Here is a 26,181-nt window from a genome sequence, read left to right as displayed (position 1 = left end):
TTACTTATGTTTAAGATTAAACTGATTGTATTTGATGTAGACGGTGTATTAACAGATGGCCGGTTGTTTATCGGTTCAGATGGCACCGAATATAAAGCATTTCACACACAAGACGGCATGGGCATTAGTTTAGCCCACCAAGCAGGAATAAAAACGGCGATTATTACTGGAAGAAAATCAAAAGCTGTCTTGAAAAGAGCAGAGGAGCTAAAGATTGATTTTGTATATGAAGGGATTATGGATAAATTAACCATATTATATGAAATAATCGATCAAATAGGAATAGATTTAGAGGAAGTTTGTTATATTGGAGATGATCTCAACGATATTCCTATTTTAAAAACGGTAGGATTTCCGTGTGCCCCACAAAATGCCATTGATTTTGTCAAAAAACAGGCAAAGCTAGTAACAAAAGCGAGTGGCGGAAATGGAGCAGTTCGGGAAATGATCGATTTCCTTCTAAAACAGCAGTATAGTGAGGAAGATTTACTGCAGTTGTTTTTACAAAGAAAATCAGAAGTTACTCAATAACGTAGAAAAGCTAGGAGATATTGTTCCCTAGCTTTTTTCATTGTACACCAGGAAATTATAAACGAAACGGAGTTGTGGCTAACTTAGCAGTTGAGTCCGCATCCAGCTTCGACGTACATGACGTACTAGTGCCGATGTTACCACAGGACGTGGAGCCTTTAATCGGCCAGCGCCTAGCTCTTGTGAAAAATAACCCCATACCTCTAAAAGAAAGGCTGTTTTCTCAAAGTTTGTTGTTATTTACGTAAAAAAATGGGAGAAAAAGTACTCAGCAGACTGAATACACGTAGACTCCTGTGGGAATGCGAGAAAGACGAGACCCCACAGGAGCGTATGCGACGAGGAGGCTCGACGCTCGCCTACGGAAAGCGAAGTGTATTCAGGCTGCGCGTTTAAAAGCAACAATCTTTACGTAAACAGCCAAAAGTAAAAAATACTTTTTGAGTCATGAAAATATTTTCTTCAGAGCTGTTCAAGGCGCTTGAGCATTTGTTTTTTACCTATCACTGAAGGAAGTTTACTTAATTTTCTCATCAATAGCAGCAGTATCTGTATGGCTGCCAAACCAATCACTTAATTTAGCTTTTGCTTTGTTTTTTATGTCGTCATCTATATACATGGCAACTTGCAGTAAAGCGAAGCCTAATGCACCTAAATCATCTGTATAGCCAATCCCAACAGCGAAGTCTGGGATTAAATCAAATGGGAGGATAAAATATCCTAAAGCTCCGATAATGGTTGCTTTTGTTTTAGCAGGAACTTCCGGCTTTTTTAAGGTGTAGTATAAAAGTAAAACGGCATAAACAACGGAAGAACCAGCTTTTTTTCCGAATTTTTTTAATTTCTCCCAAAATTTATCTTCTGAATAATGTTTGCCTGCAACTTCTATGTCTTCTTCTAATTGTTTTGGAGACTTTTCCATTGTTGAAAACTCCCTTCTATATTTGTTACGTTATATTTTAACAAAATTAGAGAAAAGATAAAAAGGAACACCTTTCTTTATGATATCTTTTGAGAGGATCATGGTTCCATTTTGTGTCACTATAAATATTAGCGTTGCATCCAACTGAAGGGTATACATGTTATAATAAGGAAAGTAAATAAGCAATAAAAAGCAGTATGGCACCAATGGAGAATGTAGCGGAAAGAAGAAGCTGTGATTGGGGGGAAAGTGATGGTCGGAAAAGTACAAGATGGTTTATGCAGTTGTGGCAGTGAAAAAAAATGGATAAACTGCTGTGGAAAAAAACATATTCTTTCATTAAATCATAAGATTGAAAATGAACTGAATAATATTCAGATCGATATTTTTGAATATGCAATTAACCAATATGCATCTGAGATAGACGATTACTTAGAGAAATGTTACAAGCATCTGACCGTAACACCAGAAATTAAGGATTTACTTCACTTTTTTACCACCACATGGCTTATTTCTTGTGTGGAATTACAAGGCAAAACAATTATGGTCGAATATATTGAAAGCTTTAGTGATTCGATTAAAGGCAAACGAATAAAGTCTTTGCTGCAAGGATGGAAGCAAGCACAATCTGCCATTTGTATTATTCAAAGCTATCAAGATGACTATGTAACCGTACAGGATATTTTTACAAAGCAAATCTATCAAATAAAATTGTTTGATGAGGAAGCAACTATTCAGCTTGGAGGAATTGTCTTAGGAACTATTCTCCCAGCAGGAGAAACAGCATTGTTTTTTACGACATATGTTGAAATGCCGGCAAATATCAGTGATGGAATAGTAGAAGCTGTTCTAGACTTATATGAAAATAGCGAAGAGACAGAGAAGACTACTTTTGTAAGTAAGAATTATCCAGAAGTACTTGCACTTTTTTTCTTTGGTTCATCCGATGTATCGTTTGAGCGGTTGGATTGGAAGAACGCTAAGCAAAGAAAAGTGGCATTACTTTTTGTTGATTTTATGATGGAATTGGATGCGGATGAAGGAATGATCGATATAGTGGTACATTTATGGTATCAATATTGTCAGCGGAAAAATCCAAACATAAAAAAGCCAATGATTTACGTGGCTGCCCTGGTTTATTTGAGTAGTCAAAATCTCCCGTATGCTGATATCCTTACTCAAAAAGAGTTGGCGTTAAAATTTGGTGTTTCCAAAAGCAGTATTTCCTCAAAGGTAACAGCAATAGAACATGTACTTGTTGAAGAATTGGAAAATATGCATACAACCTTTGCAACCAGCAAAGAAGCGTATCCAGAAAATCTCTATCCTTTTTATACAGAAGGTGTATGGGAAGACGAGGATGCGTTAGAAACAGAGAAACTCGATGTAGATGATCTTTTTTACGATAACAGCAACAAGATTATTTCATTCCAATCCTTTACATCAAAACGTCATGATAAATTATAGAAAAGCAGGGGCTGTCCAATAAGTCGATTTTTCGGCTATGGGATGCCCCTATTTATGTTTAAAAATACTGATATATCAACATTCTTGATTTTCAATTTTCAAGGTATTTACTTTGGGACAGCTCCTGCTTTGTTAAAGTCATTTTTTTCAATAGAGACACACCTATATTACTAAGGCTAGGTCAATAGCTCTTCTGAAGCGCTTTTTTGCATAACCATGTTCGGTACATTTGTTTTTCTAATAAATAAACAGATTCTTTAATATGTAGTTTTTGTTTATTTTTAAATAAAATAATAGAATGGCGTTCTGAGGAGGCAGATTCAATTGGTTTAATACTGTCAACATGGTGAAAGAATATCCAATAACAATTTAATTGTTTCGGAGATTGAGTAGGAAAGGCAAAGATGTTTTTAGATTCACTAATTGGAATCGGATTTTTTTGTTTTATACCAGTTAAATAAATCATCGAAGTTCGTCGGCCTCTATAGTCGGATCCTCCGTTTAAAGCGGCTTTTTTAATAAGCTCGAATGGTGTTTTTTTAACATATAAATTTTGGTTGCTTGTTAATACAATGGTATGATAATGAATATGTTTTACAGGAATAAGCGCCAATGTCTTTTCATCGATATCATAATCTCGTATAATTAATGTCAATTCTTTACTCCTCCTATATTAAGTAGTCTAGTTAAAACTTAGTAGAGGATGTTTAAAAAGTAACTAAATGAAACCTTTTAATCTTTTCGTTGTCTTCTAGTTTGGGTCCTTTTTAAACACATATTAGTAGTTGAATTAATTGCTTTTTGTGCTTGAATATTATGTAATTCTGCCTGAAGCTCTGAAAATGATTCAATGTTAAGTGCTTCACATAATATTAATAAAGTATATCCATTTGGATACTTAACCCCCCTTTCGATTTTACCTAAATGGTTGAAATCAAGATCAGTTATTTCTCCTAATTGTGTAATGGTCAAATTCATTTCCATTCGTTTTCCGCGAAGATACCTACCAAGACAGTTTAAATAAGCATCCTTTTTTAGCACTTTTTTCCTCCTTTTTTTATCCATTATCTAGTAAAAATGGTAGAGGGGAAAGGTACGAAAGGACTGAATTTGTTAACAAATAGTCAATTTTTGCAATTTTTTTGCATTGGAAATCTAATAAATAGTAATATAGATTCAAGAAACGCTGAACAGTAGTAAGATTAAAAAGGGAATCCAGCACTTTGACAAAATCAACGCGATGGATTCCCTTTTTTTCAAAAGATAGAAAGATAAAATTTTGAACTAGTTTAGTGTCTAGCTCCGGCGCCTAGCCCCTGTGAAAGATAACCTCTTGCCTCTAAAAGTAAAAAACACTTTTTGAGTCAAGAGAACATTTTTCTTCGGGGCTGAACAAGGCGCCTGCACTTTTCTTAGCTCGTATTCATTCCTATATTTATTGCCTAATGCATCTGCCACATTTGCTGCGTCATAATGGCGGCATACTGACTTTCGTTGGAGGCTTTAATGTTAGGGAGTTGCACCTACTGTTAAAGTTGCTGTTTTTAATATACTTTGTTGATAGGCGTCTGTTAACGTCATCCTTATTTCATAATTTCCATCTTCTAAAGTGTTGCCGTTATTATCTTTTCCATCCCATGTTATAATTTGATTTCCTACAGTTGTTTCTATCTCAAGCGTTTTGATAGATATGTTTTCTTTGAAAATTTCGACTCGTAGACCTCCGTGTTTTGAAGCGGTATATGGAATCGAAACATCCGCAGTTGTTTTATCATAAACTACATTATTCACTTCTAAGGACGGTTTTTGCCAATCTTGTACAAAGAAAGCAGCACTGTTCTTCTTTATGATATTGCCTGCTTTATCTTTTATTTCATAAAAATAGTTATAGTTTCCTTCTTGTACAAAAGCCTGTTGATCATTTTTTCCATTCCAGTTGAATGTTGTTTTCGTTGTTTTTACCGCTATATTATTTACGAGTTTTTTTATTTTCTGACCTTTATCTGTTTGAATAAAAGCAGTAACCTTTGCATCTTCTGATAATTCGAGAGTAGAGTTTATATTTGTTTGGCCGTTCATTTGTAAAGTAGAAGAAGATAATTGTTCTTTTACAGCAGGTGCTTTTGTATCAACGACCATTTTAGTGGAAGTTGGTTTCTTTTTACTTTCTGCAATAGTGAGTACTAATTGATAGTTTCCATCTTTTACTCTCTTTTTCTTTGAACTTGTGCCGTCCCATGAAAAAGAATAGTTTCCAGCTGTTAATGGTTTTTTAGATAAAATTGTTTTGACGTACTTTCCTTTATTGTCTATTATTTTCGCATTTACTTTTGCGTTTTTCGTTAATTGGAAAGAGAACGTTCCTTTTTTCTTTTGTACTGGTGAAAAGTGGACAGGAGCGCTGCTTTTCATTTTAATATTTGGTGTGCTTTCATTGATAAAGTTTATTATTTTTGATTTTGCTATTACTTCTTTTCCATTTTTAGCTTTTACAACAAATTTATATTTTCCATTAGAGACCAAATGGTTTTGATTATCCGTACCGTCCCATGTGGCAGAAAGTGTGCCACCATTCCATTTTTTAATAGAAGTGATGGTTTTAATCGTTTTCCGTTGTTCATTTTCGACAGTGAGCGAAACGTTGCATCCTTTATATATAGAGATGGAGACATTGTTTTTCTTTTTTCCACTAACGATTAATTCACTAAGGGGAGCAGGGGTGTTAGTAAGTGCTTTTTCTGCATCAATACGACCATATCCGAACTGTTCATCCCTTCCAGCTGCTCCGAGGTCTTTTGTAGAAGTAATTAATATGTTTGTCACATCTTCTAGTGATAACAAAGGATTTTTTGATAGTACAAGTGCAGCTACACCGGATACAACAGGTGCTGCCATAGACGTACCGCTCATTGTTTTATAACTATTCGTTGGTGAAGTGGAATAGATCGTATTTCCTGGTGCAGAAATATCTACAGATGCCCCGTAATTCGAAAAGTTTGTCAGTTGGTCTTTGTCATCAGTAGCGGTTACGGCAATAACTGAGTCATATGCAGCTGGATAATTTTGTGCATTATTTCCGTCATTGCCTGCTGCCGCAACTAAGACAACCCCTTTTGATGCTGCATATTTGATTGCATGTTCTTCTGCATATGAATACTGCAGACTGTTGTAACTCATATTAATGATGTTTGCCCCATGATCGACTGCATACATAATACCTACCGATTCATCATAAGCGTCCGCTCCATCTCCTGTAAAAATATTTATGGGCATAATATGAACATTTGGGGCAATTCCAATCGTTCCTTTTTTATCATTGGCGGCAGCAATAATTCCTGCTACATGTGTCCCATGGATATCAGGATTTATGGAATGATTGTTTGTTACAGCATTATATGGAGAGACGATGCGACCTTTAAATTCGGGATGGTCTGTTTGCATTCCTCCGTCAATGACAGCAACCGTAATTTTTGAGGAGCCCTTTGTTTCATCCCATGCTTTTTCGCTGTTCACTGTGTTTAAATACCATTGTTTATGATAGGAAGAATCTTTTGGTAAATAAGATGCTTTGATTTCATAGTTTGGCTCGGCAAATTCTATCCTTGCATCTGTTAATAACTTGTCCACTACTTTTTTTAACGGTTCTTGTGAATATACTTTTACTAAAGAAAGGCCATTATAAAAAGACTGTTCTGTAAGATTGCTTGCTGTTAAAAGATGAACTCGTTCTTTTTCTGTTATTCCTGCTTTAAACTTGATGATCAATTCTTGTGATTGATACTCCTTGCTAGGATCAAATAGTTCTTTTGTAGAAATAGTTGAGTTTAGCTTTATTTCCTCTGCCAAAACATTCGACGTGAAAGGAAATAAAAATATAAAAAGTAATAGAGTAATAAATTTTTTCATTTTCATTCTTCCTCTGTAAATGGTAATTGTTAATATTTTGATAATTAAATAGTTAATATGATTTTAGCATATTACAGGGAAGACTTAAAAAAATAAAGATGTACACATGAGTGTGGGGATGGAAGTATTTCGGAAAACCGCTTTTAACAGGGCTTATTTTTAGGGTAGACACCCATGCTAATAAAATTCGCAACATGGCGCATGGAAAGAAGAAGTCTCTCACATTTATAGTGCAGAGCAGCGTGAATACACGAAGACTCCTGCGGGAAAGCGAGACAGACGAGACCCTGCAGGAGCGTAGCGACGAAGCGGCTCGGCGCTCGCCCGCGGAAAGCGTAGTGTATTCACGCTGCGGAACTTCTTTTCAGGGTAGCCATTAAAATAAAACCAGGGTGTATAACAAACTTTCGTTTTTCTTCGTAATTGATTTATTAGTATCGCTGAGCAATTTTAGATTATTATTTCCTTTTCTACAAATACTATTGGTATAAAAAATAGTAAAGGAGATAAACAGATGAAACTATTTGGTGTTTTTTTTGTTACTTTGTTTTGTTCATTAATGATTATTGTAGCATTAGATTTATTGATTGGAGAAAGCCTCACTCAATCGCTTAATCACTTCATTGATCCGTTTAAGGTTATGCACGCAGGAGAGTATGTTGTGTTAGCAGGCTTTATTATTATCGTTATCGTGCAGCAAATCGTGATGATTAGAAAAGAGAAAAAAGGTTCTAGTTAGCTTTCCAGGCTGTTGAAAAACATTCGCTCTCTTCGTCACTCCCCGTTTTTTTCGGTGCTCATTACCAGGTAAAGTGGATGAACGACTAAATACGTATTAAAGGAAAATCGACTAAATGCGCAACGTCCTGTGGCAACGTCGATTGACTCGCATCCTGCGAGCCTGTGGCAACGTCGTTCTGACCAACATCCTGTTGGCCGCCGCTCCTCAAAAAGGGTCGTTCCTCGATAGACAAACGTTTTCAAGCAGCCTGAATGTTTGTAGTCTTACTTTTTCGAAACTCTGAAGGGTTCTAGTTAGCTTTGTTTGAACCTGCTTCGTATAAAAGAAACAAGTAATAGAAGCAAGGGAATAATGATTATCATCGGAAAATGCATATAATACAGCATTTTATCGCCTTCAGCTATATGTTCCTGAAAACTGGCTGCCATAATCAATGATATATAGACGACAATGCTCCCGATTGGAAACAAAATGCGCTGATAATTGTTCAGTTTAAATAAATCTGCTATCCCCATAACAGAAGCGTAGATAAATATAGATACTTTAAAAAATACAGTAATCAACATAGTAAATACGACAATGGCATCAAGCCTTTGTATAAAGTCTAATAAATTAATCTTTCCTACTGTTGTAAGAGTAGGAAAAGTAGCATCTGCTGTTGCACTCACCCCAAGAACGGCAATATTTAAACCAACGGTCCAGCTTAGAATGACACCACTTGAGATCATAGCCCACAGCCATACTTTTTTTACCTTTTTAGCTTGATTTAAAAAGGGGAGAAGCATTGTAAAAACAACCATTTCTCCGAAAGGCAAAGGGACTATTTTAGGTAAGGTTTTTAAAACGGGTTTCCATCCATTTTCTAAAAAAGGGAGAAGATTATGGAATTCTATATTGCCTGAAACCAAAACAAAAAAGTTTCCTGCCGCACCAAATAAGAACAACATTACAATTAATACTTCGGAAGTTCTAGCTAATACTTCTACTCCTAAAAAAAGGACATAACAGATGGCGATAATCAATGGAATGGCAATGGCTACTGATGGTGTTTCCCTTAAGGTAGATGCACCCAGCAAGTCGCTAATATCACGAATGTTTCTAGAGGCAATATACAAAAAATATAGGACATATAAAAAGCCAACAATCCAGCCTAAGTATTTCCCTAAGATTTTTCTTGCATAGCTTGTAAGTGGGAGCTTTGGATATTGGCGAAATAATAAGTAATAAAGGAAAAATAAGATAATTCCTGCGCATGTACCTAAAAGGACGACGAACCAAGCATCTTTTCTTGCCAATAGACCATAGTTAATTACCAAAGCCGTTCCTAAATTAAATATAAACATCAACGAAAATAATTGAATAGCATTAATTTTAGCTTTTTCCATTGTATAAAAATTTCACCTATCTTTCATGCATGCTAATTCAGTATATATAATGGTTATAAATATAAATCTTTTGCATCTTTTTTCCCTTCTTTATGATGATTGTTAATGGTCGAAGTTAGCTTTCTTCTTGAACCTATTTCGAATAAAGGAAACCGTTAACATGCCTAACGGAATAATTAGTAGCATAGGCAAATGCATATAATAGCTTATAAGTTTCCCTTCTTTCGTTAGCTCTTGGAAATTTGATGCCATAATCATCGATACATAGGTGACAATGATTCCGATCGGCAGCAGAATTCGATGATGGCTGTTCAGTTTAAATAAATCTGCTATTCCCATGACTGAAACATATATATAGATGGATGCTTTGAAAAACACAGTGATTAATAAAGTAAATACCACTATAGCATCAAGTCTTTGCACGAAATCTAGCAGATTGATTTTTCCAACCGTTGTGAGAGTAGGAAAAGAAGCCCGTTCTGTCGCTTCCATGCCAAGAACGGCAATATTTAAACTAACGGTCCAGCTTAAAATAACACCACTAGCGATTAAGGCGGACAACCATACTTTTTTCACATATTTTGCTTGATTTAAATAGGGAAGAAGCATCGTAAACACAATCATTTCTCCGAAGGGAAAAGCGATCGTATGAGGGAAAACTGTTTTAAAAATAGGCTGCCATCCATTCTCGAGAAAAGGGAGAAGATGATGAAACTCCACATTCCCTGAAGCCAAAACCAAAAAGTTTCCTGCCAACCCAAACAAACATAAAATGACAAAAAATATTTCAGAAGTTCTAGCTAAAACTTCTACACCCAAGTAAAGTACGTAACAGATGACAAGAACCAATGGGATGGTGATGGCTATTAATGGTGTTTCCCTATAGGTAGATGAGATAAGCAAGTCGCCCAGCTAACGAATATTTCTCGAGGCAATATCCAAGTAATAAATAACATATAAAAAACCAGCAGCCCATCCTAAGTATTTGCCAAAAATCTTCCTTGTATAGCTTGTGAGGGGAAGCTTTGGATATTGGCGGAATAATAAATAGTAAATAAAAAATAAGATAATCCCTCCAACCATCGATAAAAGGATGGCAAGCCAAGCATCTTTTTTTGCCGTTATTCCATAGCTGATTACCAAAGCAGTTCCCAGTTCAAATATAAACATTATCGAAAATAATTGAATAACACTTATTTTAGCTTTTTCCACATTTATGAAATCTCCAATCTTTAGAGCTATACGTACCATTCATTTACTAGAAGGGTTGCTAAGCATGCCTGTTCGACGTATAAATGCATTTACATTTATGTTCACTTCCGTTTTGGGAAATACTTCAGCATCCCATTTCTTTTCGATTTTTTTCCATGTTTTTTTGTCTTTCATGTTAATATGTTCACCGAAACCTAAAAAATCACTTTTTTCTTTTTGAGCCATATTAATCGTATTTTTAATTTCTTCCTTTATCTCTTTTTCCATCTCTTTTTCCAGTTTCTTTATTTCCTTTTGTTGTGAAAGATCGATAGAACAAAGCGTTTCTGAAATAGTTCCTTCTGCATTAACATGTATTTGGATAACGGGTTGATTGTTTTTTATCGTGACATTTATTTTTGTTTTGGAACGAGATAACTCTATGGAGATTGCTTCTTTCATGTCTTTGCAGTCTAAATTTAGTACTGTTTTTTTCATTTCATTCATGATCCAAGTAGTGCCTCTAGCCGTTTTTCCGTCTAGCCATGTATTTAATTTTCCATTCGTAAATAGACCAAGTCCACCTACTTCTGTTTTTGCACCAGGAGAGATTTGCTGCAAATTTTCCGTTTTATTTCCTTGCTCTTTATTGCCAGTTATTTGAATGCCTGACACTACAAGACTTCCTTCCTTCAACCCTTCTATAACCTGATCTACTTGTGTACGAATAAACTCTCCCCATTCATCTTCTGATGATAGTAAATTTTCATCTATTTCATCAGAAGGAATTGGATATACTTGGGTGGTTATTTGCAGTATATCTTTCGCTGAAGTGTTTCGTGCAATTACAACTGGGAAAAGGAGACGAAACTTGGAATCTCTTTCAATCACATCAAATAAATGCTGAATGCCATCTTTTGCAACATCTTCACTAATTACCATAACTTGGATATGAGGGAAAAATAACTGTCCTGGCAGCATTGGCGAGATTTTTCTAAGTGATTCCGATAACGTACTGCCAGAATTAGTTAATGTTATAACAGGGGCTGCCTGTACTTTTCCTCCTTGTTGACCTCCTGCGACTTGAGGAGGATTAATAACTTGAACAGTCGTGCGATATCTATTTTCATCCTCATCATCCTTGTCAATGGCAATAGCAGAAACAATATTCAATTTTGGCAATTCTCTACTGTCCCAACATCCGGATAAAATGGTGGTGGTTAAACATAATAACCACATAAAAATAACATTATGTTTCATTTGAATCACTCTTTGGTTGATTATTTTTTTTCTTCTCTTTATCGGAAGGTGGTCCTAGATTTTCCGTATTCCCCGTTCTCTTTACCTTGTTTTGACTAATTAAGCGAGGTCGTTTGGACATAAATGGAAATGGCACTCGGATAATGGCATCTTTTTGATCCTCTAAAATAATAGGAGAAAACGGAGCCAAATATGGAATTCCAAAAGATCGGAGACTGCAAGTATGTGCAATTAATACAATTACACCTAATCCAATTCCAAAAAGTCCATACGTAGCAGCTAAAATCATAAAGCTAAAACGAAGTAAACGTAACGCATCTGTCATCGTATAATGCGGGATGGTAAAACTAGAGATTGCTGTTGCTGCAACAACAATAACCATGGCACTTGAAACAATTCCAGCAGAAACTGCAGCTTCTCCCAATACAAGGGCGCCGACGATGGAAACAGCCTGCCCAACAGGTCGAGGCATCCTTACACCTGCTTCCCTTAAAACCTCAAAGGTAAATTCCATCAACAAAGCCTCTATAATAATAGGAAATGGAACATTCTGCCGCTGTGCTGCAAGATTAATAAGAAGAGGTGTAGGAATTAATTCTTGATGAAAAGACAAAAAGGCAATAAATAGAGATGGACCAAGAAGGGTAATAAAAAAGGAAATTATTCTGATGATCCTTAAAAATCCCACAATGTTCCATCGTAAATAATAGTCTTCAGCTGTCTGAAAAAATTGAATCCATGTTGCTGGCAATATTAAAGGGTTTGGAGTTCCATTGACGAAAATAACCACACGACCTTCAAGTAAATTTCCAGCTACAACATCTGGTCTTTCTGTTACAAACATGGTCGGCCAAGGGGTAGCTGTTTTATCGCTTATCCATTCTTCAATGGTGCTCGAACCGGTTACTTCATCTACTTCGATTTTATCCAGTCTTTCCCTTACTTCTTTTAAAAGTTTGTTATTGACGATGCCATTTATATACATAATTCCAATTTGTGTTTGAGTAATGCTGCCTATTTCTCTTGTTTCCAGCCATAAATCAGGTGTTTTAATTCTGCTGCGAATCAAAGCAGTATTGGTTATTAGCGACTCTGTAAAACTATCTCTTGGTCCTCTTACAGATGGCTCAGCTAATGGTTCTGAGATTCCTCTTAATTCTCCTCCTTGTGCTGCACATCCAAGCGCCTGATCCCATCCATCCACCAGAACAATTGTTTGACCTGATAAAAGAGAGAGAAAGAGTTTCTTCCAATCTTTTACTTCCTCCACATGTGTGATCGTTAATATATGTTCTTTGATAAAAGTGCCTATTTGAGTAGAAATAGATTGATCCGCATGTTCCGCGATAGTTATATCATTCATTAGTTTATTAATAATAAAATTTCCCATGATCTGTTTATCTGTTAACCCATTAATATAAACGGTAGCAACTTTCTTATTGAATGGGCTTCCCATCTTAAACTCGCGAATACTGACATCACTGCTGTTCCCTAATGCCTGTTTAATGTTATTAATATTAATATTTAGATTCAAATCCAGTTCTTCTGCAGTAAAGTTTTTTAATTCCCTATCTACATACTGGACCGCTTGTTTGTTTCTTTTCTTTTTTGGAGTTAGTCGATTCCATGAGCTGTTCATCTTTTATACGCTCCATGTTTAAGTTTTTATTGATTCTTTCATTACTAAAATTTCCTATAATGTCTATTTTCATACACAGATTTATTTGCTGATCAAAATTATATTTTTTTTAAATAGAAATAATAAAAGGCTGTTTTCTAAAAGTTTGTTATTACTTACGTAACAAAATGGGAGAAGAAGTACTCAGTAGACTGAATACACGTAGACTCCTGTGGGAATGTGAGAAAGACGAGACCCTGCAGGAGTATAGCGACGGCACTGAAAAAGTGCTTTATTAGATAAATTATAGGTGAAACACTTAAATTTATTAGGGGGAAATTGGTATAGAGAGTTTGAAAACGACCATCATGTTGGTTAGGAGAGGCGTCCGCACGACTCCTGCGGGATTAGCGAGACAGGCGAGAAGAAAGCAGGAGCGTAGCGACGAAGCGGCTCGGCGCTCGCCCCGTGGAAAGCGAAGTGTATTCAGGTTGCGGGTTAAATAACAACAATCTATACGAAAAGAGCGTTACATTTAAACTATATGTAGCTCCGCCTCTTTTTTACAAAAAAAATCTCCAAGGCATCCGGTGAGTGAGTGTGGGGATGCCATGGAGTTGGAATATCCATCCGCTTTTATTTTACCTCTTCTATCTTAAGTAGTGCTTCATTTTCTCCAAATAATTGGATTGTTTCAAAAAACAATGCAAAATACCTAGTAAACGAATAGGTCTATTATTCTGGTTTTTCTAATAGGAAATCTATCCGCTTTTATTTTTACATATTGTTTACCGATATTTACAAAAACAATAAAACAACTTAATAAGTGTTTGGTACAATGAATAGAAATCTATCCGAAAGTACAGAAAAAGGAGATTTTCTATGATGAAGATTACAGTAGCCGGAACTGGTTATGTTGGTTTAGTAACAGGTGTTTGCTTGGCTGAAATGGGCCATACTGTTACATGTGTAGATCCTATTGAAGAAAAAATAGAGCTATTAAATAAACATATTTCTCCTATTTATGAACCACAGCTTGATGAATTAATAAGTAAAAATGCGCATGCACATAAACTTTTTTTTACGACAGATTATAAAAAAGCGTATAAAAGTGCAGATGTCATTATTATTGGGGTAGGTACACCTGAAAATGAAGATGGTTCTGCCAATTTGACTTTTCTTTATACGGTGGCAAAGCAAATTGCCGAATCGCTTGACAAAGATTGCCTCGTTGTGATTAAATCAACGGTGCCAATTGGAACAAATGATAAAATCGAAGCTTATATGCAAAAATATGCAGCAAAAAGTGTAAATATAGAAGTTGCTTCTAATCCGGAATTTCTTGCGCAAGGAACAGCTGTACAAGATACATTGCATGCTTCTCGTATTGTAATCGGCGTAGAAAGTGAGCAGGCAAAGCAGTTATTAACTGAAATGTATCAGCCGTTCCAACAGCCGGTATTAACGATGAGCCGTCGCAGTGCAGAGATGGTAAAATACGCAGCTAATGACTTTTTAGCTTTAAAAATTTCGTTTGTGAATGATATTGCTAATTTATGTGAAGTCGTTGGCGCTAATATTGAAGATGTTACAAATGGAATGAGCTATGACAGCCGCATCGGCAATAAATTTTTGCAGGCCGGCATTGGCTATGGCGGTTCTTGTTTTCCGAAAGATACGAAAGCATTGCATTGGCTGTCAGAAGAAGAAGGGTATGTATTGCGTACCGTAAAAGCGGCAATTGAAGTAAATGAGAAGCAGAAATTTAAATTAGTGAAAAAAGCAAGGAAGGAATTCGCATCCTTTACCGGGTTAAAAGTGGCTGTATTAGGTGTAACATTTAAACCAGGCACAGATGATCTTCGTGAAGCTCCGTCTATTCCGAATGTACGATTATTATTAAATGAAGGAGCAAATGTGCATGTATATGATCCTGTCGGTGAAAACAATTTCAAGAAAATTTTTCCGACAGAAGTTAAGTACGAATCAACGATTGAGCAGGCGATTGAAAATGCGGACATCTGCTTCATTTTTACTGAATGGGATGCAATTAAAGAAGCTCCTCTTAAGCAATTTAAAGAAAAAATGAAGACACCTTATATATATGATGGAAGAAACTGTTACAGCTTAGCTGCTGCTGAAAAAGCAGGAATTTACTATCGTTCGATTGGAAGACCTGCTGTTCATGATGTTGCAGCTAAACAAATGGTGAAAATCTAATGGAAAGGTATGATCGGAAAAGTTCTGGTCATACCTTGTTTTTAACATTTTAATGACGAAAGAGGTGTAAAGAATATTTGACACCTCTTTCGTCTTATTTTATAATCAAGGTGTAAAAAATGTTTTACATTCATTCTATAGTAAAGGTGGTATTCAGGTGCAAAATCGTATTAAAGAATACCGAGAAAAGAAAAACATTTCTCAAGGAAAGTTGGCAGATTTATGTAATGTAAGTAGACAAACTATTAATGCCATTGAAAACAATAAATATGATCCAAGCTTACAATTAGCTTTTAATATTGCAAAAAATTTAGGCGTTAAGGTGGATAATTTATTTTTAAATGAAGGAGAGGATAATAAGTGAGTACTCGGAAAATTGGTGCAATAATTTTTGGAATTGCTATTCTAATTTCTGTAAAACAATATTGTCGTTTCTGTCTATAGTTGAAGCACAGAGCAGCAGGAATACACGAAGACTCCTACGGGAAAAGCGAAATAGGCAAGACCCCGCAGGAGCGAAGCGACGAGGAGGCTTGGCATTCGCCCGTGGAAAGCGAAGTGTATTCCTGCTGTGGACCTTCTTTTAAAATCAACATTAAAATTAACAAAGCCTTTAAAAAATGAAAAATATGTACCAAGAGAGAACTCAAAAATAATGAATTCGCTTTCCTTTTTTTGGGATAAAAAAACTGCTTACAAATGCTTGACTCAAACCCAATTTAGCATTTAACTTGTTTGCTGCTAAATTTTCCTGTATACTTACCAAATTATGAGAAAAGTGTGATTGTTGTTTGTATCTATGGAATAATTTATGGAGTGATTTCCTACATACATTTTATTATAAATAAAATAGGAAGAGTTGGTGGTGTTGCTTATTCATCGTAATCTATTAAATTTATTATTTTTTCTATCTATTATTTATATATTGTATTTAACGATGCTTCCACATCCTTCATTAGGAATTGGTGTTGGCGTAGGCGGAGTAAACTTGATTCCCTTTGAAATGATGAATGGATTTTTAACAGAGCAGTCATTGCGTACGTTTTTTATTAATGTAGGAGGCAATATTTTTTTATTTGTTCCATTTGGTTTTATCCTCCCTTGGAGATTTGCCCGCATTGATTCTGTTTTCCGTGCAGCACTTGTTGGCGCACTTTTTTCCACTTGTATTGAAATCACCCAATTATTGATTACGAACAGATTTACAGATATAGATGATATTATTTTAAATACGATCGGAACAGTGATTGGTTATTTTGTATATAGGCTTGCTGCAAAAGAAGCAGTATAAAATTTATATAAATGGTAGTATATTTTATTTTTTCCTCACCAAATTAGGCAAAATGCATAAGTTAAAACAGAATAATCCGAAGGGAGATTAACTTATGTATTATCCACCATATTATCCATATGATATAAATGCATATCGTCAGCAGCCTGGGGGACCACCGCCATTTCCACCGCAAGGCCAGTTTCCTACTATTCCTGGTTTAGGTGATTTTTTTCCGCCATTTGGAGGAGGGCAGCCATCGCAGCCAGGGTTTCCAGGAGGCGGCGGGGGTTCAGAAGCACCAACTACACCTCCACCTTCTTATACCCCGCAGCTTCAACAATCTGCCGGTTTATTCGCTGTGGACCCTGGTTCGATGAGAAGGTGTTTGTATCGATTTACTTATGTTTGGTTAAATAATGGACGCAGTTTTTGGTTCTATCCGACTTTTGTTGGAAGAACATCTGTTGCAGGCTACCGCTGGCGTAATTTCAGATGGGTTTACTACGGCACAGACACAAATCGCATCCGATCTTTTCAATGTACGTAACGTATGTATGGAAGAAAGACACTTCAATCTGAACTGAACCCAAAAGTTAGAAACGGGTTTTAGGAAGCTATTTGGGCATGAGTTTGGTATTGAACTCATGCCCTTTCATATTGCCTTAATTCTTTCTTAATATCCACATCTCGTCTAGTTTAGAAGTATGAAAGTCACGCTCTAAAATGTTATGGCAATCTTTCCTTCTAATAAAATTTAAATGTATAAAAATTATTTTGCAGTTTTATGGACAATAACTGCTAGAATTTGCGTTGCTATTCCAAAACTACAAACTCCATACCATCCAAAGTGTGCGTAACTATAAGATCCTAGAAAAGAACCTAATGCTCCTCCTAGAAAAAAGCTTACCATATATATAGTATTAATTCTGTTGCGCATTTCTTCATTTAAAGAATGTACTCTGGTTTGGTTGGAAATATTGCTGGATTGAACTCCTAAGTCAAGCAAGGTAATTCCTACAATCAATCCCAATACTGTAAATCCAAACAGAAGGAAGAATAGATAAGAAATGATTACAACAATTACACTTATTCCTATAACAAATCTAGAGCCTTTCTTGTCGGCCATTCTTCCAACCAATGGGGCAGCCAAAGCACCGCTGATTCCAATTAATCCAAATAAGCCTGCTGCCTGAGAACCCATGTTGTAATGAGAGCTTTCAAGTAAAAATATAAGTGATGTCCAAAATGCACTGAAAGCTGCAAACATCAGGGCTCCATTAATAGAAGCTTCTCTTAAAACTGATTCGGTTTTTATTAATTGTATCATTGATTTTAATAACTCCATATATTGAAGGTTAGAAACAGGTTTACTTACTGGTATTAATTTTCTTAAAGCTATCATAAGAATGATCATCATCATTGCGGCAATAATATATACTATTCTCCATCCTAAGTATTCACCCAAAATACCGCTAAATGAACGTGATACTAATATACCAATTAATAAACCACTCATAACTGTGCCAATTATTCGACCTCTCTCCTTTGGATCTGATAACTGAGCAGCCAAAGGGATAAGAAGCTGAGGAATAATGGAAGTAAATCCAACTGCAAAAGAAGAAATCATCAGCATCCATATATTTTGAGAAAAAAACATACTTGTAAGCGAGAGTATTGAAAATAAAAACACTACAGTTATTAAATTTCTTCTTTCTCTTATGTCTCCAAGGGGCAATATAAATATCATTCCAACGGCATAACCTATTTGTGTAAGCATTGCTGCAGAACCTACACTAATTTCACTGACATTGAATGTCTTAGCAATATCTGACAGCAAGGGCTGTATATAATATAAATTTGCAACAGTAAGTCCACAAGCTATAGCCATAGCCAAAATCAATACATTATTTAGTACAGGTTTATTTTCCACAAACTCATTATTTAAGCTTTCCATTATACTTCACTCCTTTTAAAGAATAAAATTAGTCAATGTTTTCCTCTTCTCTTTCAGGCTTCTTTACAAATAGATAAATACTGAACGTTCAGTTTATAAATATATAATAAACTGAACGTTCAGTATTGTAAAGTGTGTTTTTTTATTTTTTAATATATACTATACGTATAGTTTTAAAATTGATTTATCATTATATAAGAGAGGTTATTAATAATGGATAAAAAATTAGGGCGTCCTCGCAGTGAAAAAACAAAAACAGATATTCTTACTGCTTCATATGATCTATTAATTGAAAATGGCTTTAAAGCAATAACTGTTGAAAAGATTGCTGAAAAAGCTGGAGTTAGCAAAGCTACTATTTATAAATGGTGGCCAAATAAAGCTGCCGTTGTTATAGATAGTTTCTTAAATGCCACTAGTGAAAAGCTTCCAATACCTAATACAGGGTCAACTATTGATGATATGTTCATTCAAGTTAATAATTTTGTAGAATTTTTAATGAGTAGAAAGGGAAATGTAATTGCTGAAATAATAGCGGAAGGACAATATGATCCAAACTTAGCTGATATATATCGTAAAGCGTATTTTAAGCCTCGCCGAAATATTTCAACACAAATTTTAGAACGTGGAATTTCAAGAGGAGAATTAAGAAAAGACCTGAATATAGATCTAAGTATTGATTTAATTTGGGGACCTGTATTCTATAGATTATTGATAACTGGAGAAGTACTTGACGAAATTTTTGTAAGAAACTTGATAAACTATGTATTTGAAGGAATCAAACCAAATTTTGAGAAAAGCTAATAGTCGAAAAAGTTTATATAAATAGCTTCTAGTTTAATTTCAATAAAATATTTTGAACACGCCATACAATGAAGCTGGTATGAGAGAAGCCTAAACTTTCTGCTTACAAGAAGAACAAAAACAATGAGCACCATTGTTATACAGATATTGTTTCAAAATGCGCAGCTCCGACCTTTTTCCACAGAAAAAGGGTTCGGAGCTGCGCCTGCTTTCAATAGAGGAAAGCGACGAATAATGGTGCTTAGTAGTAAGTGTTTACCCTTATTAGAGATGGAGTAGCTCTGCTCACGCCACCTTTCTTAAGTTAGAAATCTGCCTTTTCGAGTAATCTTTGTTCGCTCCCGTTCTCCAAATAGTAGGCTTGAATAGCTGTTTCAATCGCTAAACGATTAGCAGGATTCATAAAATCTTTTCCTAATAAGGATTCTATTTTTTCGATTCGGTGATAAAGTGTTTGACGGACAATAAATAGTCGATCGGCAGACTCTTTTTTTGAACCGCTGCACTCCAAATAAACAGCAAGCGTTTTAAGTAATTGACTGTCATTTTTTGCATCGTAAGCAAGGAGTTTTCCAAGGTAATTGTCAATATAATTCTTTAACTCTCCAGATTTTTGAAGAGGGAGCAGCAAGCGGTAAATACCGATTTCTTCAAAAAAATGATTCTTTATTAAGTTGTTTTTCTTTAAGGATAGTACACTCAGTGCTTCCTCATATCCTTTTTTTACAGATGAAATATCCCTTGAAATCGAACTTATCCCGAAATAAGGGTGAGCAGGGAAATAGGCAGAGTCGATGAATAAAAAGGTATTAGCAAGCTGCTCCCATTTATTTTGTTCTGTTTCTGTAGTGAAAATAGGTGGTGTAAACACAATTGCGATAATTTCATGTGGTCTCACAGAAATAATTGGATGAAAGCCTTTTTGTTGAAATAAGGAACGAAGCATCATCGATATTTGTACTTTTGACTCATTCCAGAGTGAACGATTTAAATCCGCGATGCTGTCTATCGCCCAGCAGATGATTCGGTAACCTGTTTGCGGATAGTGTATCGGGAATAGAGAACGAATTTGGTTATTGTTAATGGACTTATCAGACAGCAGCGTTCGAATAAATTCTTCTTCCACATTCTGTTTTCTTTCCTCCATTGTCCGATAGCGAAGTAAAATTTGGGAGATCGCTATCGCTGCTCGATCTAAAACAAGCAAATAAAAATCATTATAGAAAAATTCGTTTATTTCAAGAAAAATATATCCCCATATTTGCTCAAATACTCGTACAGGCACTGTAACAAAGGAGTGGTGCTGTAAAGAAACAAATCGTTTATCTCCTATATTAAAGTTTTCTTCTTGTAAATAGGAATGAATGATGCATTCCGTCTGCTTTTGATTGGATGGATAATAATATGACTCACTATCATGACATAAAAAGAATGCAGGGTGTTGAAAATAGTGATGTAGTTCTTGTAAGATTTTCAACATGCCGTTCGGTTGTAGGGAAAGCTTATTAAAATGATTGGATAAGCGGTCAAGATCAGTTATCCGCTGATGATGCTGATTGATGATGACTGTATGAAGATCTTGTGTAATTTCTACAAATTTAACCGTCTCTTCAAAAATAATAATCGGATAATTTCTTTCGTCCGCCAATTCAAGTACATTTTTTGGAATGCTTGTAATACAAGATCCCATTTCTATACAAAGGCATGCGGTGTCAAGATCTATCAATTTTGAAACATATTCTAGCTGAATTTGTGCATCCAATTGGAGGTTGATGCCTGTTGTTAAAATAAGTTCTCCGCCATTAACAAATCTCTCCATATCCTTTACTTCTAAAATATGAGACCACTTTATCTTTCTCTTTAATCCATTTTTTCCAGCCAATAATTTGGCTTTGTCAAACGTCTTTCTTTTTAACACATCTGAAACAGTTAATTCAAGCTCTTTCATCTAGACATCCTCCTAAATGTAAATCCGTCCGCTTAAACATTTTACACTATGTAAAATGAAAATTATTTAAATTATCTGTAAATTAAATAGTATCCTAGTATATATTCATACGTCAATAAAGGCGTATTTTCACTATTGGAAGGAGATGGTATGAATTGGATGATGTTAAGACGTTATCATTAGTAGAAAAAGATCAAAAAAACATTTGGCATCATATATCTCCGTTCGTAGAAGAAAAGCCAGCGATGATCGCTGTCAAAGGAGAAGGAGCCTGGTTGACGGATTATGATGGCAACCGGTATTTAGACGCTATGTCTGGTTTATGGTGTGTAAATGTAGGGTATGGAAGAGAAGAGTTGGCAAAAGCTGCTTATGAACAAATGAAAGAATTATGCTATATGCCAATGACGCAAAGTCATGTTCCTGCCATTGAACTTGCTGAAAAAATTAATGACTGGCTAGAAGGCGAGTATATGATTTTTTATTCCAACAGCGGATCAGACGCAAATGAAGTGGCTTTTAAAATAATCCGTCAATACCATCAGCAAAACGGTGAACCAAACCGTTATAAGTTTATTTCTCGACATCGTGCCTACCATGGCAATTCCATGGGAGCTTTATCGGCAACCGGACAGGCACTTCGAAAATATAAATACGAACCGCTTGCAAGCGGGTTTCTCCATATAGCACCGCCAGATCCATATCGGTGTCCAACAAATCTCACAAGTGAAGAGTTAAGTATAATGCGTGCAGAGGAACTAGAGCAGAAAATTATTTGGGAACAAAAAGAAACAATTGCCGGTGTAATTATGGAACCGCTGATTACTGGAGGAGGCGTATTAATCCCCGATCCTGTTTATTTACAGAAAGTACAAGAGATATGCAATAAGTATGGAATTTTATTAATTATTGACGAAGTGATATGCGGATTTGGCCGGACAGGGAAAAAATTTGGTCATCAGCATTTTAATGTGAAGCCAGATATTATTACGATGGCAAAAGGGTTAACGAGTGCCTATCTTCCATTATCTGTTACTGCTGTCAAAAAAGAAATTTTCGAAAAATTTAAAGGGAATGAAGAGAATTTGCATTTCCGCCATATTAACACTTTCGGTGGGAATCCTTCTGCCTGCGCCGTTGCTTTAAAAAATCTCGACATATTAGAACGTGAAAATTTAGTAGAACGAGCTGCTTCCAGCGGAGCATATTTATTAAAAGAATTAACACCGCTAGCAGCAAGCCATCCGAATGTTGGCGATGTCCGCGGGTTAGGCATGATCATTGGAATTGAATTAGTCGAGGATAAAGCAACAAAAAAACCTGTTCCTGCGGATTTTATGGGGACAATCGTACAGGCATGTAAAGATGAAGGGTTAATTATCGGTAAAAATGGAGACACGGTAGATGGTTTTGCAAATGTATTAACATTAAGTCCACCTTTATCCTGCACCGGCGATGATTTAAAGTTTATTATTTCTGTGCTGAGAAAAGTACTTGCGGAAAACCAATATATTATTTAGGGCAAATCATTCAAGTTTATTTGCCCTCCTTTTAATTAGGGTATCTAGAAAAAAACATTATTAGAATAATCAGAAAAATAAAATTATTTGTTTACTAACTAGAAATTTCCATATATAATAGACTTATTATTTTTTTAGGCTGTTTTCTCAAAGTTTGTTGTTTCTTACGCAAAAAAATGGGAGAAGAAGTACTTAGCAGATTGAATACACGTAGACTCCTGTGGGAATGCGAGAAAGACGAGACCCCACAGGAGCGTATGCGACGAGGAGGCTCGACGCTCGCCCACGGAAAGCGAAGTGTATTCAGGCTGCGAGTTTAAAAGCAATATTCTATACGAAAACAGCCTTTTTAAAAATTTCATCTAACATACAAAATGTGATTGTTTTCTTGCATTTTTGTCCTTCTTTATCGTGTTTACTTTTACGCACCTCATTTTTACATTACAAAACATACTACTTCTTAATTTTTGTTTAATTATTGTTATCAAGCCAGGCATAGATAACCGCAATATATATGGTAAACATTTTAAACATCTAAAAAAATTTAACCTCATAAGCAAATTATCAAACTCATAAAATAGCAAAATGCATTCATTCTATTTTGAATTTACAGGAAAACTTGCTTGTTATCTAAAAATAGAAGGAGGTTTTTTATGCGTTCAACAAACTTTTCACAGATAGTAAAAGAGAATTTAGCTAAAAATTTCGAGGAAGTAGAGCGTGGATTAACGAATCAGGAAGCATTGGAAGAAGCGAATCGATGTCTTTATTGTTACGATGCTCCTTGCATTACAGCTTGTCCAACTAGTATTAATATTCCATCTTTTATTAAAAAAATTGCTTCAGGCAACATGAAAGGATCTGCCAAAACGATTATGGATTCCAATCCGATGGGGGCGAGCTGTGCACGAGTATGTCCTACGGAAGAATTATGTGAAGGGGCATGTGTACTCAATCACTCTACTAAACCAATTATGATTGGCAATCTGCAGCGTTATGCAACAGATTGGGCGATCCAAAATGATCAGACTTTCTTTGAGGCGAATAAAAGCAATGGCAAAAAGGTTGCAATTGTTGGAGGGGGTCCGGCTGGATTATCAGCTGCAAGAGAACTTGGACGTTTAGGTTATGAAGTGACGATATTTGAAGCAGAAGAAAAGGCAGGAGGATTAAATACGTATGGCATTGTTTCTTTTCGATTGCCAAAGGAGATTTCTTATTGGGAAGTAGAGCAAGTAATGAAACTAAATGTCGACATTCGTACTAATACAAGAGTAGGCAAGGATATCTCTGTCGAGGAGATTTTGAGAAACTATGATTCTATCTTGCTGGCAATTGGCATGTCCCATGTTCCTGATTTAGGAATAGATGGGGAAGATTTAGAAGGGGTTTACGATGCCATTCAATTTGTAAAAGAAACAAAAACAAACCCAATTACAGATGAATTAGTCGGGAAAAAAGTAGCTGTAATTGGTGCCGGAAATACAGCGATTGATGCAGCAACTTGCTCGGTCCGCCTTGGGGCAGAAAATGTGAAAATTTTATATAGACGGAGTATAGAAGAAATGACGGCTTATGATTTTGAATATGAATTCGCAAAACAAGATGGCGTAGAATTTAGGTGGCTGACTGCACCGAAACAGATTATTGGTGATGAAAACGGTCAAGTTAAGGGAATAGAATGCATCAAAATGGTACTAAGTGAACGCGGAGAGGATGGACGCAGCCGGCCGGTTCCGATAGAAGGGTCTGAATTTATGCTTGAGGTAGACCATGTTATAAAAGCGATCGGTCAATCCCGCTATGCAGAGCTTCTCGAGCAATTTCATCTGGAACATGACAAAGGGATAGTCAAGATTAATCCGGACACTTATCAGACATCCAATAACAAAGTATTTGCATGTGGGGACGTTATTTTCGGAAATGGGCAAGGCGAAGCGATGGTTGTATCCGCTGCACAACAAGGAAAAGAAAGTGCATATGCTATTCACCAAGTGTTTTTTGCTGCAAGGGTAGAAACCGCATAAAATGAAACCTGATTCAGTCGGGAGATTACTGCCCGTTAATACGGGATAATAACTCAAAATTAGGAGGCTGATTTATGGCAGATTTACGCATTAATTTAGCAGGTATAAAATCACCCAACCCTTTTTGGCTGGCATCTGCTCCTCCAACCAACACAGGTTATCAAGTGCAGCGTGCCTTTGAGGCAGGCTGGGGAGGAGCGGTATGGAAAACATTAGGTGACCCAATATTGAATGTTTCTTCGAGATTTGCAGCTGTTAGTTTTAATGGTCAAAAAGTAGCCGGCTTTAACAATATCGAATTAATTACAGATCGTCCATTGGATGTGAATTTAAAAGAAATTTACGAAACGAAAAAACGATTTCCTGATCATGCAATTATTGCTTCCTTAATGGTCGAACCAAAGCAGGAGAAATGGCATGAAATTGTGAAAAAAGTCGAGGATGTTGGCGTTGATGGGCTGGAGTTGAACTTTGGCTGTCCACATGGCATGGCGGAAAGAGGGATGGGATCTGCTTCTGGGCAAGTGCCAGAATTAGTAGAAAAGCAGACTTATTGGGTAAAGGAAGTGGCAAAGACCCCCGTTATTGTCAAACTGACACCTAATATAACAGACATTACAGCAACAGCAGAAGCGGCCGTAAATGGCGGTGCAGATGCAGTCAGCATGATTAATACAATCAACAGCTTGGCTGGCGTTGATATTGATACATGGCAAACCATTCCTCATGTAGCAGGAAAAGGGGCGCATGGTGGATATTGTGGGCCAGCGGTAAAACCAATTGCCTTACATATGGTTGGTGAGTGTGCGAGGAATCCACGAATTAATGTGCCGATATCGGGAATTGGAGGAATCTCTTCATGGCGGGATGCGGTTGAATTTTTATTAATGGGGGCAACAGGGGTGCAAGTTTGTACGGCGGCAATGCACCATGGCTTCCGCATCGTAGAAGATATGATCGAGGGGTTAAGCAATTATTTGGATGAAAAAGGACTTTCTTCTGTTATGGATTTAGTTGGAAAGTCTGTTCCGAATTATTCAGACTGGGGAGACCTTGATCTAAATTATCAAATCGTGGCAAAAATTAATAACGATGTATGCATCAATTGCAATAAATGCCATATTGGCTGTGAAGATACGTCCCACCAATGTATTGATATGTTAAAAGATTCTGATGGAAACAGTTATTTACAAGTAAGAGAAGAAGATTGTGTCGGCTGTAATTTATGTTCGATTGTTTGTCCTGTAGATGGAGCCATTGATATGATTCATATTCCGAATGAGCTTCCGCCGATGACTTGGAATGAACGGCAAGCAGCGCTCGGTGCTTTTACAAAAACGTAGAGTATGGTGAATAAGTAAACTCGTATCTTAAGAAAGAAACAAGAAATAATGAAAAATAATCCACCGAATA

The 26,181-nt window shown here is 36.1% G+C and carries 20 protein-coding genes and 1 pseudogene; 11 read left to right on the top strand and 10 right to left on the bottom strand.

The window, feature by feature from the left end:
- The first annotated feature begins 6 nt into the window (after positions 1-6).
- Positions 7-531, top strand: a complete 525-nt coding sequence (locus tag ACTXGU_RS12940; protein ID WP_443481938.1) for a KdsC family phosphatase — start codon at positions 7-9, stop codon at positions 529-531.
- 517 nt (positions 532-1,048) lie between these two features.
- Here the strand turns inward: ACTXGU_RS12940 and ACTXGU_RS12935 are convergent.
- The gene (locus tag ACTXGU_RS12935; RefSeq protein ID WP_443481937.1) at positions 1,049-1,453 is read right to left on the bottom strand and encodes a YkvA family protein; all 405 of its coding nucleotides are present in this window, start codon (positions 1,451-1,453) and stop codon (positions 1,049-1,051) included.
- Between the two features lie 252 nt (positions 1,454-1,705).
- Between ACTXGU_RS12935 and ACTXGU_RS12930 the strand changes: the two genes are divergently transcribed.
- Entirely contained in the window at positions 1,706-2,920 is a 1,215-nt protein-coding gene (locus ACTXGU_RS12930) for a hypothetical protein (RefSeq protein WP_443481936.1), read from the top strand.
- Positions 2,921-3,101: 181 nt separating this feature from the next.
- On the opposite strand, the gene ACTXGU_RS12925 is transcribed toward ACTXGU_RS12930, so the two are convergent.
- The 3 genes from ACTXGU_RS12925 to ACTXGU_RS12915 all read right to left on the bottom strand — a co-directional run bounded on the left by ACTXGU_RS12925 (position 3,102) and on the right by ACTXGU_RS12915 (position 6,826).
- A complete protein-coding gene (locus tag ACTXGU_RS12925; protein ID WP_443481935.1) occupies positions 3,102-3,575 on the bottom strand; it encodes a competence protein ComK in 474 nt (157 codons plus the stop codon).
- Between the two features lie 77 nt (positions 3,576-3,652).
- Positions 3,653-3,961 carry a helix-turn-helix domain-containing protein gene (locus ACTXGU_RS12920; protein WP_443481934.1) on the bottom strand — a complete coding sequence of 103 codons (309 nt, stop codon included), beginning with the start codon at positions 3,959-3,961 and terminating at the stop codon, positions 3,653-3,655.
- Between the two features lie 468 nt (positions 3,962-4,429).
- Entirely contained in the window at positions 4,430-6,826 is a 2,397-nt protein-coding gene (locus ACTXGU_RS12915; protein ID WP_443481933.1) for a S8 family serine peptidase, read from the bottom strand.
- A 514-nt stretch (positions 6,827-7,340) separates the two neighbouring features.
- On the opposite strand from ACTXGU_RS12915, the gene ACTXGU_RS12910 reads away from it, so the two are divergent.
- The gene (locus tag ACTXGU_RS12910) at positions 7,341-7,565 is read left to right on the top strand and encodes a hypothetical protein (RefSeq protein WP_443481932.1); all 225 of its coding nucleotides are present in this window, start codon (positions 7,341-7,343) and stop codon (positions 7,563-7,565) included.
- 296 nt (positions 7,566-7,861) lie between these two features.
- Here the strand turns inward: ACTXGU_RS12910 and ACTXGU_RS12905 are convergent, their stop codons facing one another.
- From ACTXGU_RS12905 to ACTXGU_RS12890, 4 genes and pseudogenes are all read right to left on the bottom strand, one after another.
- Positions 7,862-8,953, bottom strand: a complete 1,092-nt coding sequence (locus ACTXGU_RS12905) for a GerAB/ArcD/ProY family transporter (RefSeq protein ID WP_443481931.1) — start codon at positions 8,951-8,953, stop codon at positions 7,862-7,864.
- Positions 8,954-9,055: 102 nt separating this feature from the next.
- Positions 9,056-10,204: pseudogene (locus ACTXGU_RS12900) on the bottom strand (GerAB/ArcD/ProY family transporter).
- A complete protein-coding gene (locus ACTXGU_RS12895) occupies positions 10,205-11,404 on the bottom strand; it encodes a Ger(x)C family spore germination protein (protein WP_443481930.1) in 1,200 nt (399 codons plus the stop codon). It lies immediately after the preceding pseudogene.
- Positions 11,394-13,043, bottom strand: coding sequence for a spore germination protein (locus tag ACTXGU_RS12890; protein ID WP_443481929.1), 1,650 nt, complete (start codon positions 13,041-13,043; stop codon positions 11,394-11,396). The genes ACTXGU_RS12895 and ACTXGU_RS12890 overlap by 11 nt, the downstream gene beginning before the upstream one ends.
- Positions 13,044-13,904: 861 nt before the next feature.
- Between ACTXGU_RS12890 and ACTXGU_RS12885 the strand changes: the two genes are divergently transcribed.
- The 4 genes from ACTXGU_RS12885 to ACTXGU_RS12870 all read left to right on the top strand — a co-directional run bounded on the left by ACTXGU_RS12885 (position 13,905) and on the right by ACTXGU_RS12870 (position 17,062).
- Positions 13,905-15,242: a UDP-glucose dehydrogenase family protein gene (locus ACTXGU_RS12885; RefSeq protein ID WP_443481928.1), complete on the top strand. Its 1,338-nt coding sequence runs from the start codon at positions 13,905-13,907 to the stop codon at positions 15,240-15,242.
- Positions 15,243-15,315: 73 nt separating this feature from the next.
- Positions 15,316-15,606: a helix-turn-helix transcriptional regulator gene (locus tag ACTXGU_RS12880; protein WP_443482011.1), complete on the top strand. Its 291-nt coding sequence runs from the start codon at positions 15,316-15,318 to the stop codon at positions 15,604-15,606.
- A 501-nt stretch (positions 15,607-16,107) separates the two neighbouring features.
- A complete protein-coding gene (locus tag ACTXGU_RS12875) occupies positions 16,108-16,533 on the top strand; it encodes a VanZ family protein (protein ID WP_443481927.1) in 426 nt (141 codons plus the stop codon).
- A gap of 94 nt (positions 16,534-16,627) precedes the next feature.
- Complete coding sequence (locus ACTXGU_RS12870; RefSeq protein WP_443481926.1) at positions 16,628-17,062, top strand: hypothetical protein; 435 nt, start codon at positions 16,628-16,630, stop codon at positions 17,060-17,062.
- A gap of 222 nt (positions 17,063-17,284) precedes the next feature.
- Here ACTXGU_RS12870 and ACTXGU_RS12865 read toward each other — a convergent pair whose 3' ends face one another.
- Positions 17,285-18,469, bottom strand: coding sequence for an MFS transporter (locus tag ACTXGU_RS12865; protein WP_443481925.1), 1,185 nt, complete (start codon positions 18,467-18,469; stop codon positions 17,285-17,287).
- A 213-nt stretch (positions 18,470-18,682) separates the two neighbouring features.
- Here ACTXGU_RS12865 and ACTXGU_RS12860 point away from each other — a divergent pair, with 213 nt between their 5' ends.
- The gene (locus ACTXGU_RS12860; protein WP_443481924.1) at positions 18,683-19,273 is read left to right on the top strand and encodes a TetR/AcrR family transcriptional regulator; all 591 of its coding nucleotides are present in this window, start codon (positions 18,683-18,685) and stop codon (positions 19,271-19,273) included.
- Between the two features lie 304 nt (positions 19,274-19,577).
- Here the strand turns inward: ACTXGU_RS12860 and ACTXGU_RS12855 are convergent, their stop codons facing one another.
- A complete protein-coding gene (locus ACTXGU_RS12855; RefSeq protein ID WP_443481923.1) occupies positions 19,578-21,221 on the bottom strand; it encodes a PucR family transcriptional regulator in 1,644 nt (547 codons plus the stop codon).
- Between the two features lie 155 nt (positions 21,222-21,376).
- On the opposite strand from ACTXGU_RS12855, the gene ACTXGU_RS12850 reads away from it, so the two are divergent.
- From ACTXGU_RS12850 to preA, 3 genes are all read left to right on the top strand, one after another.
- Positions 21,377-22,741 carry an aspartate aminotransferase family protein gene (locus ACTXGU_RS12850; protein WP_443481922.1) on the top strand — a complete coding sequence of 455 codons (1,365 nt, stop codon included), beginning with the start codon at positions 21,377-21,379 and terminating at the stop codon, positions 22,739-22,741.
- Positions 22,742-23,394: 653 nt separating this feature from the next.
- On the top strand, positions 23,395-24,768 hold the full coding sequence (locus ACTXGU_RS12845) for an NAD(P)-dependent oxidoreductase (protein ID WP_443481921.1): 1,374 nt from the start codon (positions 23,395-23,397) through the stop codon (positions 24,766-24,768).
- A 74-nt stretch (positions 24,769-24,842) separates the two neighbouring features.
- Positions 24,843-26,111, top strand: coding sequence for an NAD-dependent dihydropyrimidine dehydrogenase subunit PreA (preA, locus tag ACTXGU_RS12840; RefSeq protein WP_443481920.1), 1,269 nt, complete (start codon positions 24,843-24,845; stop codon positions 26,109-26,111).
- Positions 26,112-26,181: the final 70 nt, after the last annotated feature.

The sequence above is a fragment of the Niallia sp. 01092 genome (assembly GCF_052318935.1).
In the GTDB taxonomy this organism is placed as follows: domain Bacteria; phylum Bacillota; class Bacilli; order Bacillales; family Cytobacillaceae; genus Niallia.
Note: the sequence above shows the minus strand (reverse complement) of the source record. Positions and strands in the feature narration are given on the sequence as shown.

Coding starts and splice junctions, on each gene's coding strand:
- ACTXGU_RS12930 (WP_443481936.1), top strand. CDS start 1,706: ATGGTCGGAAAAGTACAAGATGGTTTATGCAGTTGTGGCAGTGAAAAA.
- ACTXGU_RS12915 (WP_443481933.1), bottom strand. CDS start 6,826: ATGAAAAAATTTATTACTCTATTACTTTTTATATTTTTATTTCCTTTC.
- ACTXGU_RS12890 (WP_443481929.1), bottom strand. CDS start 13,043: ATGAACAGCTCATGGAATCGACTAACTCCAAAAAAGAAAAGAAACAAA.
- preA (WP_443481920.1), top strand. CDS start 24,843: ATGGCAGATTTACGCATTAATTTAGCAGGTATAAAATCACCCAACCCT.
- ACTXGU_RS12845 (WP_443481921.1), top strand. CDS start 23,395: ATGCGTTCAACAAACTTTTCACAGATAGTAAAAGAGAATTTAGCTAAA.
- ACTXGU_RS12865 (WP_443481925.1), bottom strand. CDS start 18,469: ATGGAAAGCTTAAATAATGAGTTTGTGGAAAATAAACCTGTACTAAAT.
- ACTXGU_RS12895 (WP_443481930.1), bottom strand. CDS start 11,404: ATGAAACATAATGTTATTTTTATGTGGTTATTATGTTTAACCACCACC.
- ACTXGU_RS12855 (WP_443481923.1), bottom strand. CDS start 21,221: ATGAAAGAGCTTGAATTAACTGTTTCAGATGTGTTAAAAAGAAAGACG.
- ACTXGU_RS12910 (WP_443481932.1), top strand. CDS start 7,341: ATGAAACTATTTGGTGTTTTTTTTGTTACTTTGTTTTGTTCATTAATG.
- ACTXGU_RS12905 (WP_443481931.1), bottom strand. CDS start 8,953: ATGGAAAAAGCTAAAATTAATGCTATTCAATTATTTTCGTTGATGTTT.
- ACTXGU_RS12940 (WP_443481938.1), top strand. CDS start 7: ATGTTTAAGATTAAACTGATTGTATTTGATGTAGACGGTGTATTAACA.
- ACTXGU_RS12935 (WP_443481937.1), bottom strand. CDS start 1,453: ATGGAAAAGTCTCCAAAACAATTAGAAGAAGACATAGAAGTTGCAGGC.
- ACTXGU_RS12870 (WP_443481926.1), top strand. CDS start 16,628: ATGTATTATCCACCATATTATCCATATGATATAAATGCATATCGTCAG.
- ACTXGU_RS12860 (WP_443481924.1), top strand. CDS start 18,683: ATGGATAAAAAATTAGGGCGTCCTCGCAGTGAAAAAACAAAAACAGAT.
- ACTXGU_RS12885 (WP_443481928.1), top strand. CDS start 13,905: ATGATGAAGATTACAGTAGCCGGAACTGGTTATGTTGGTTTAGTAACA.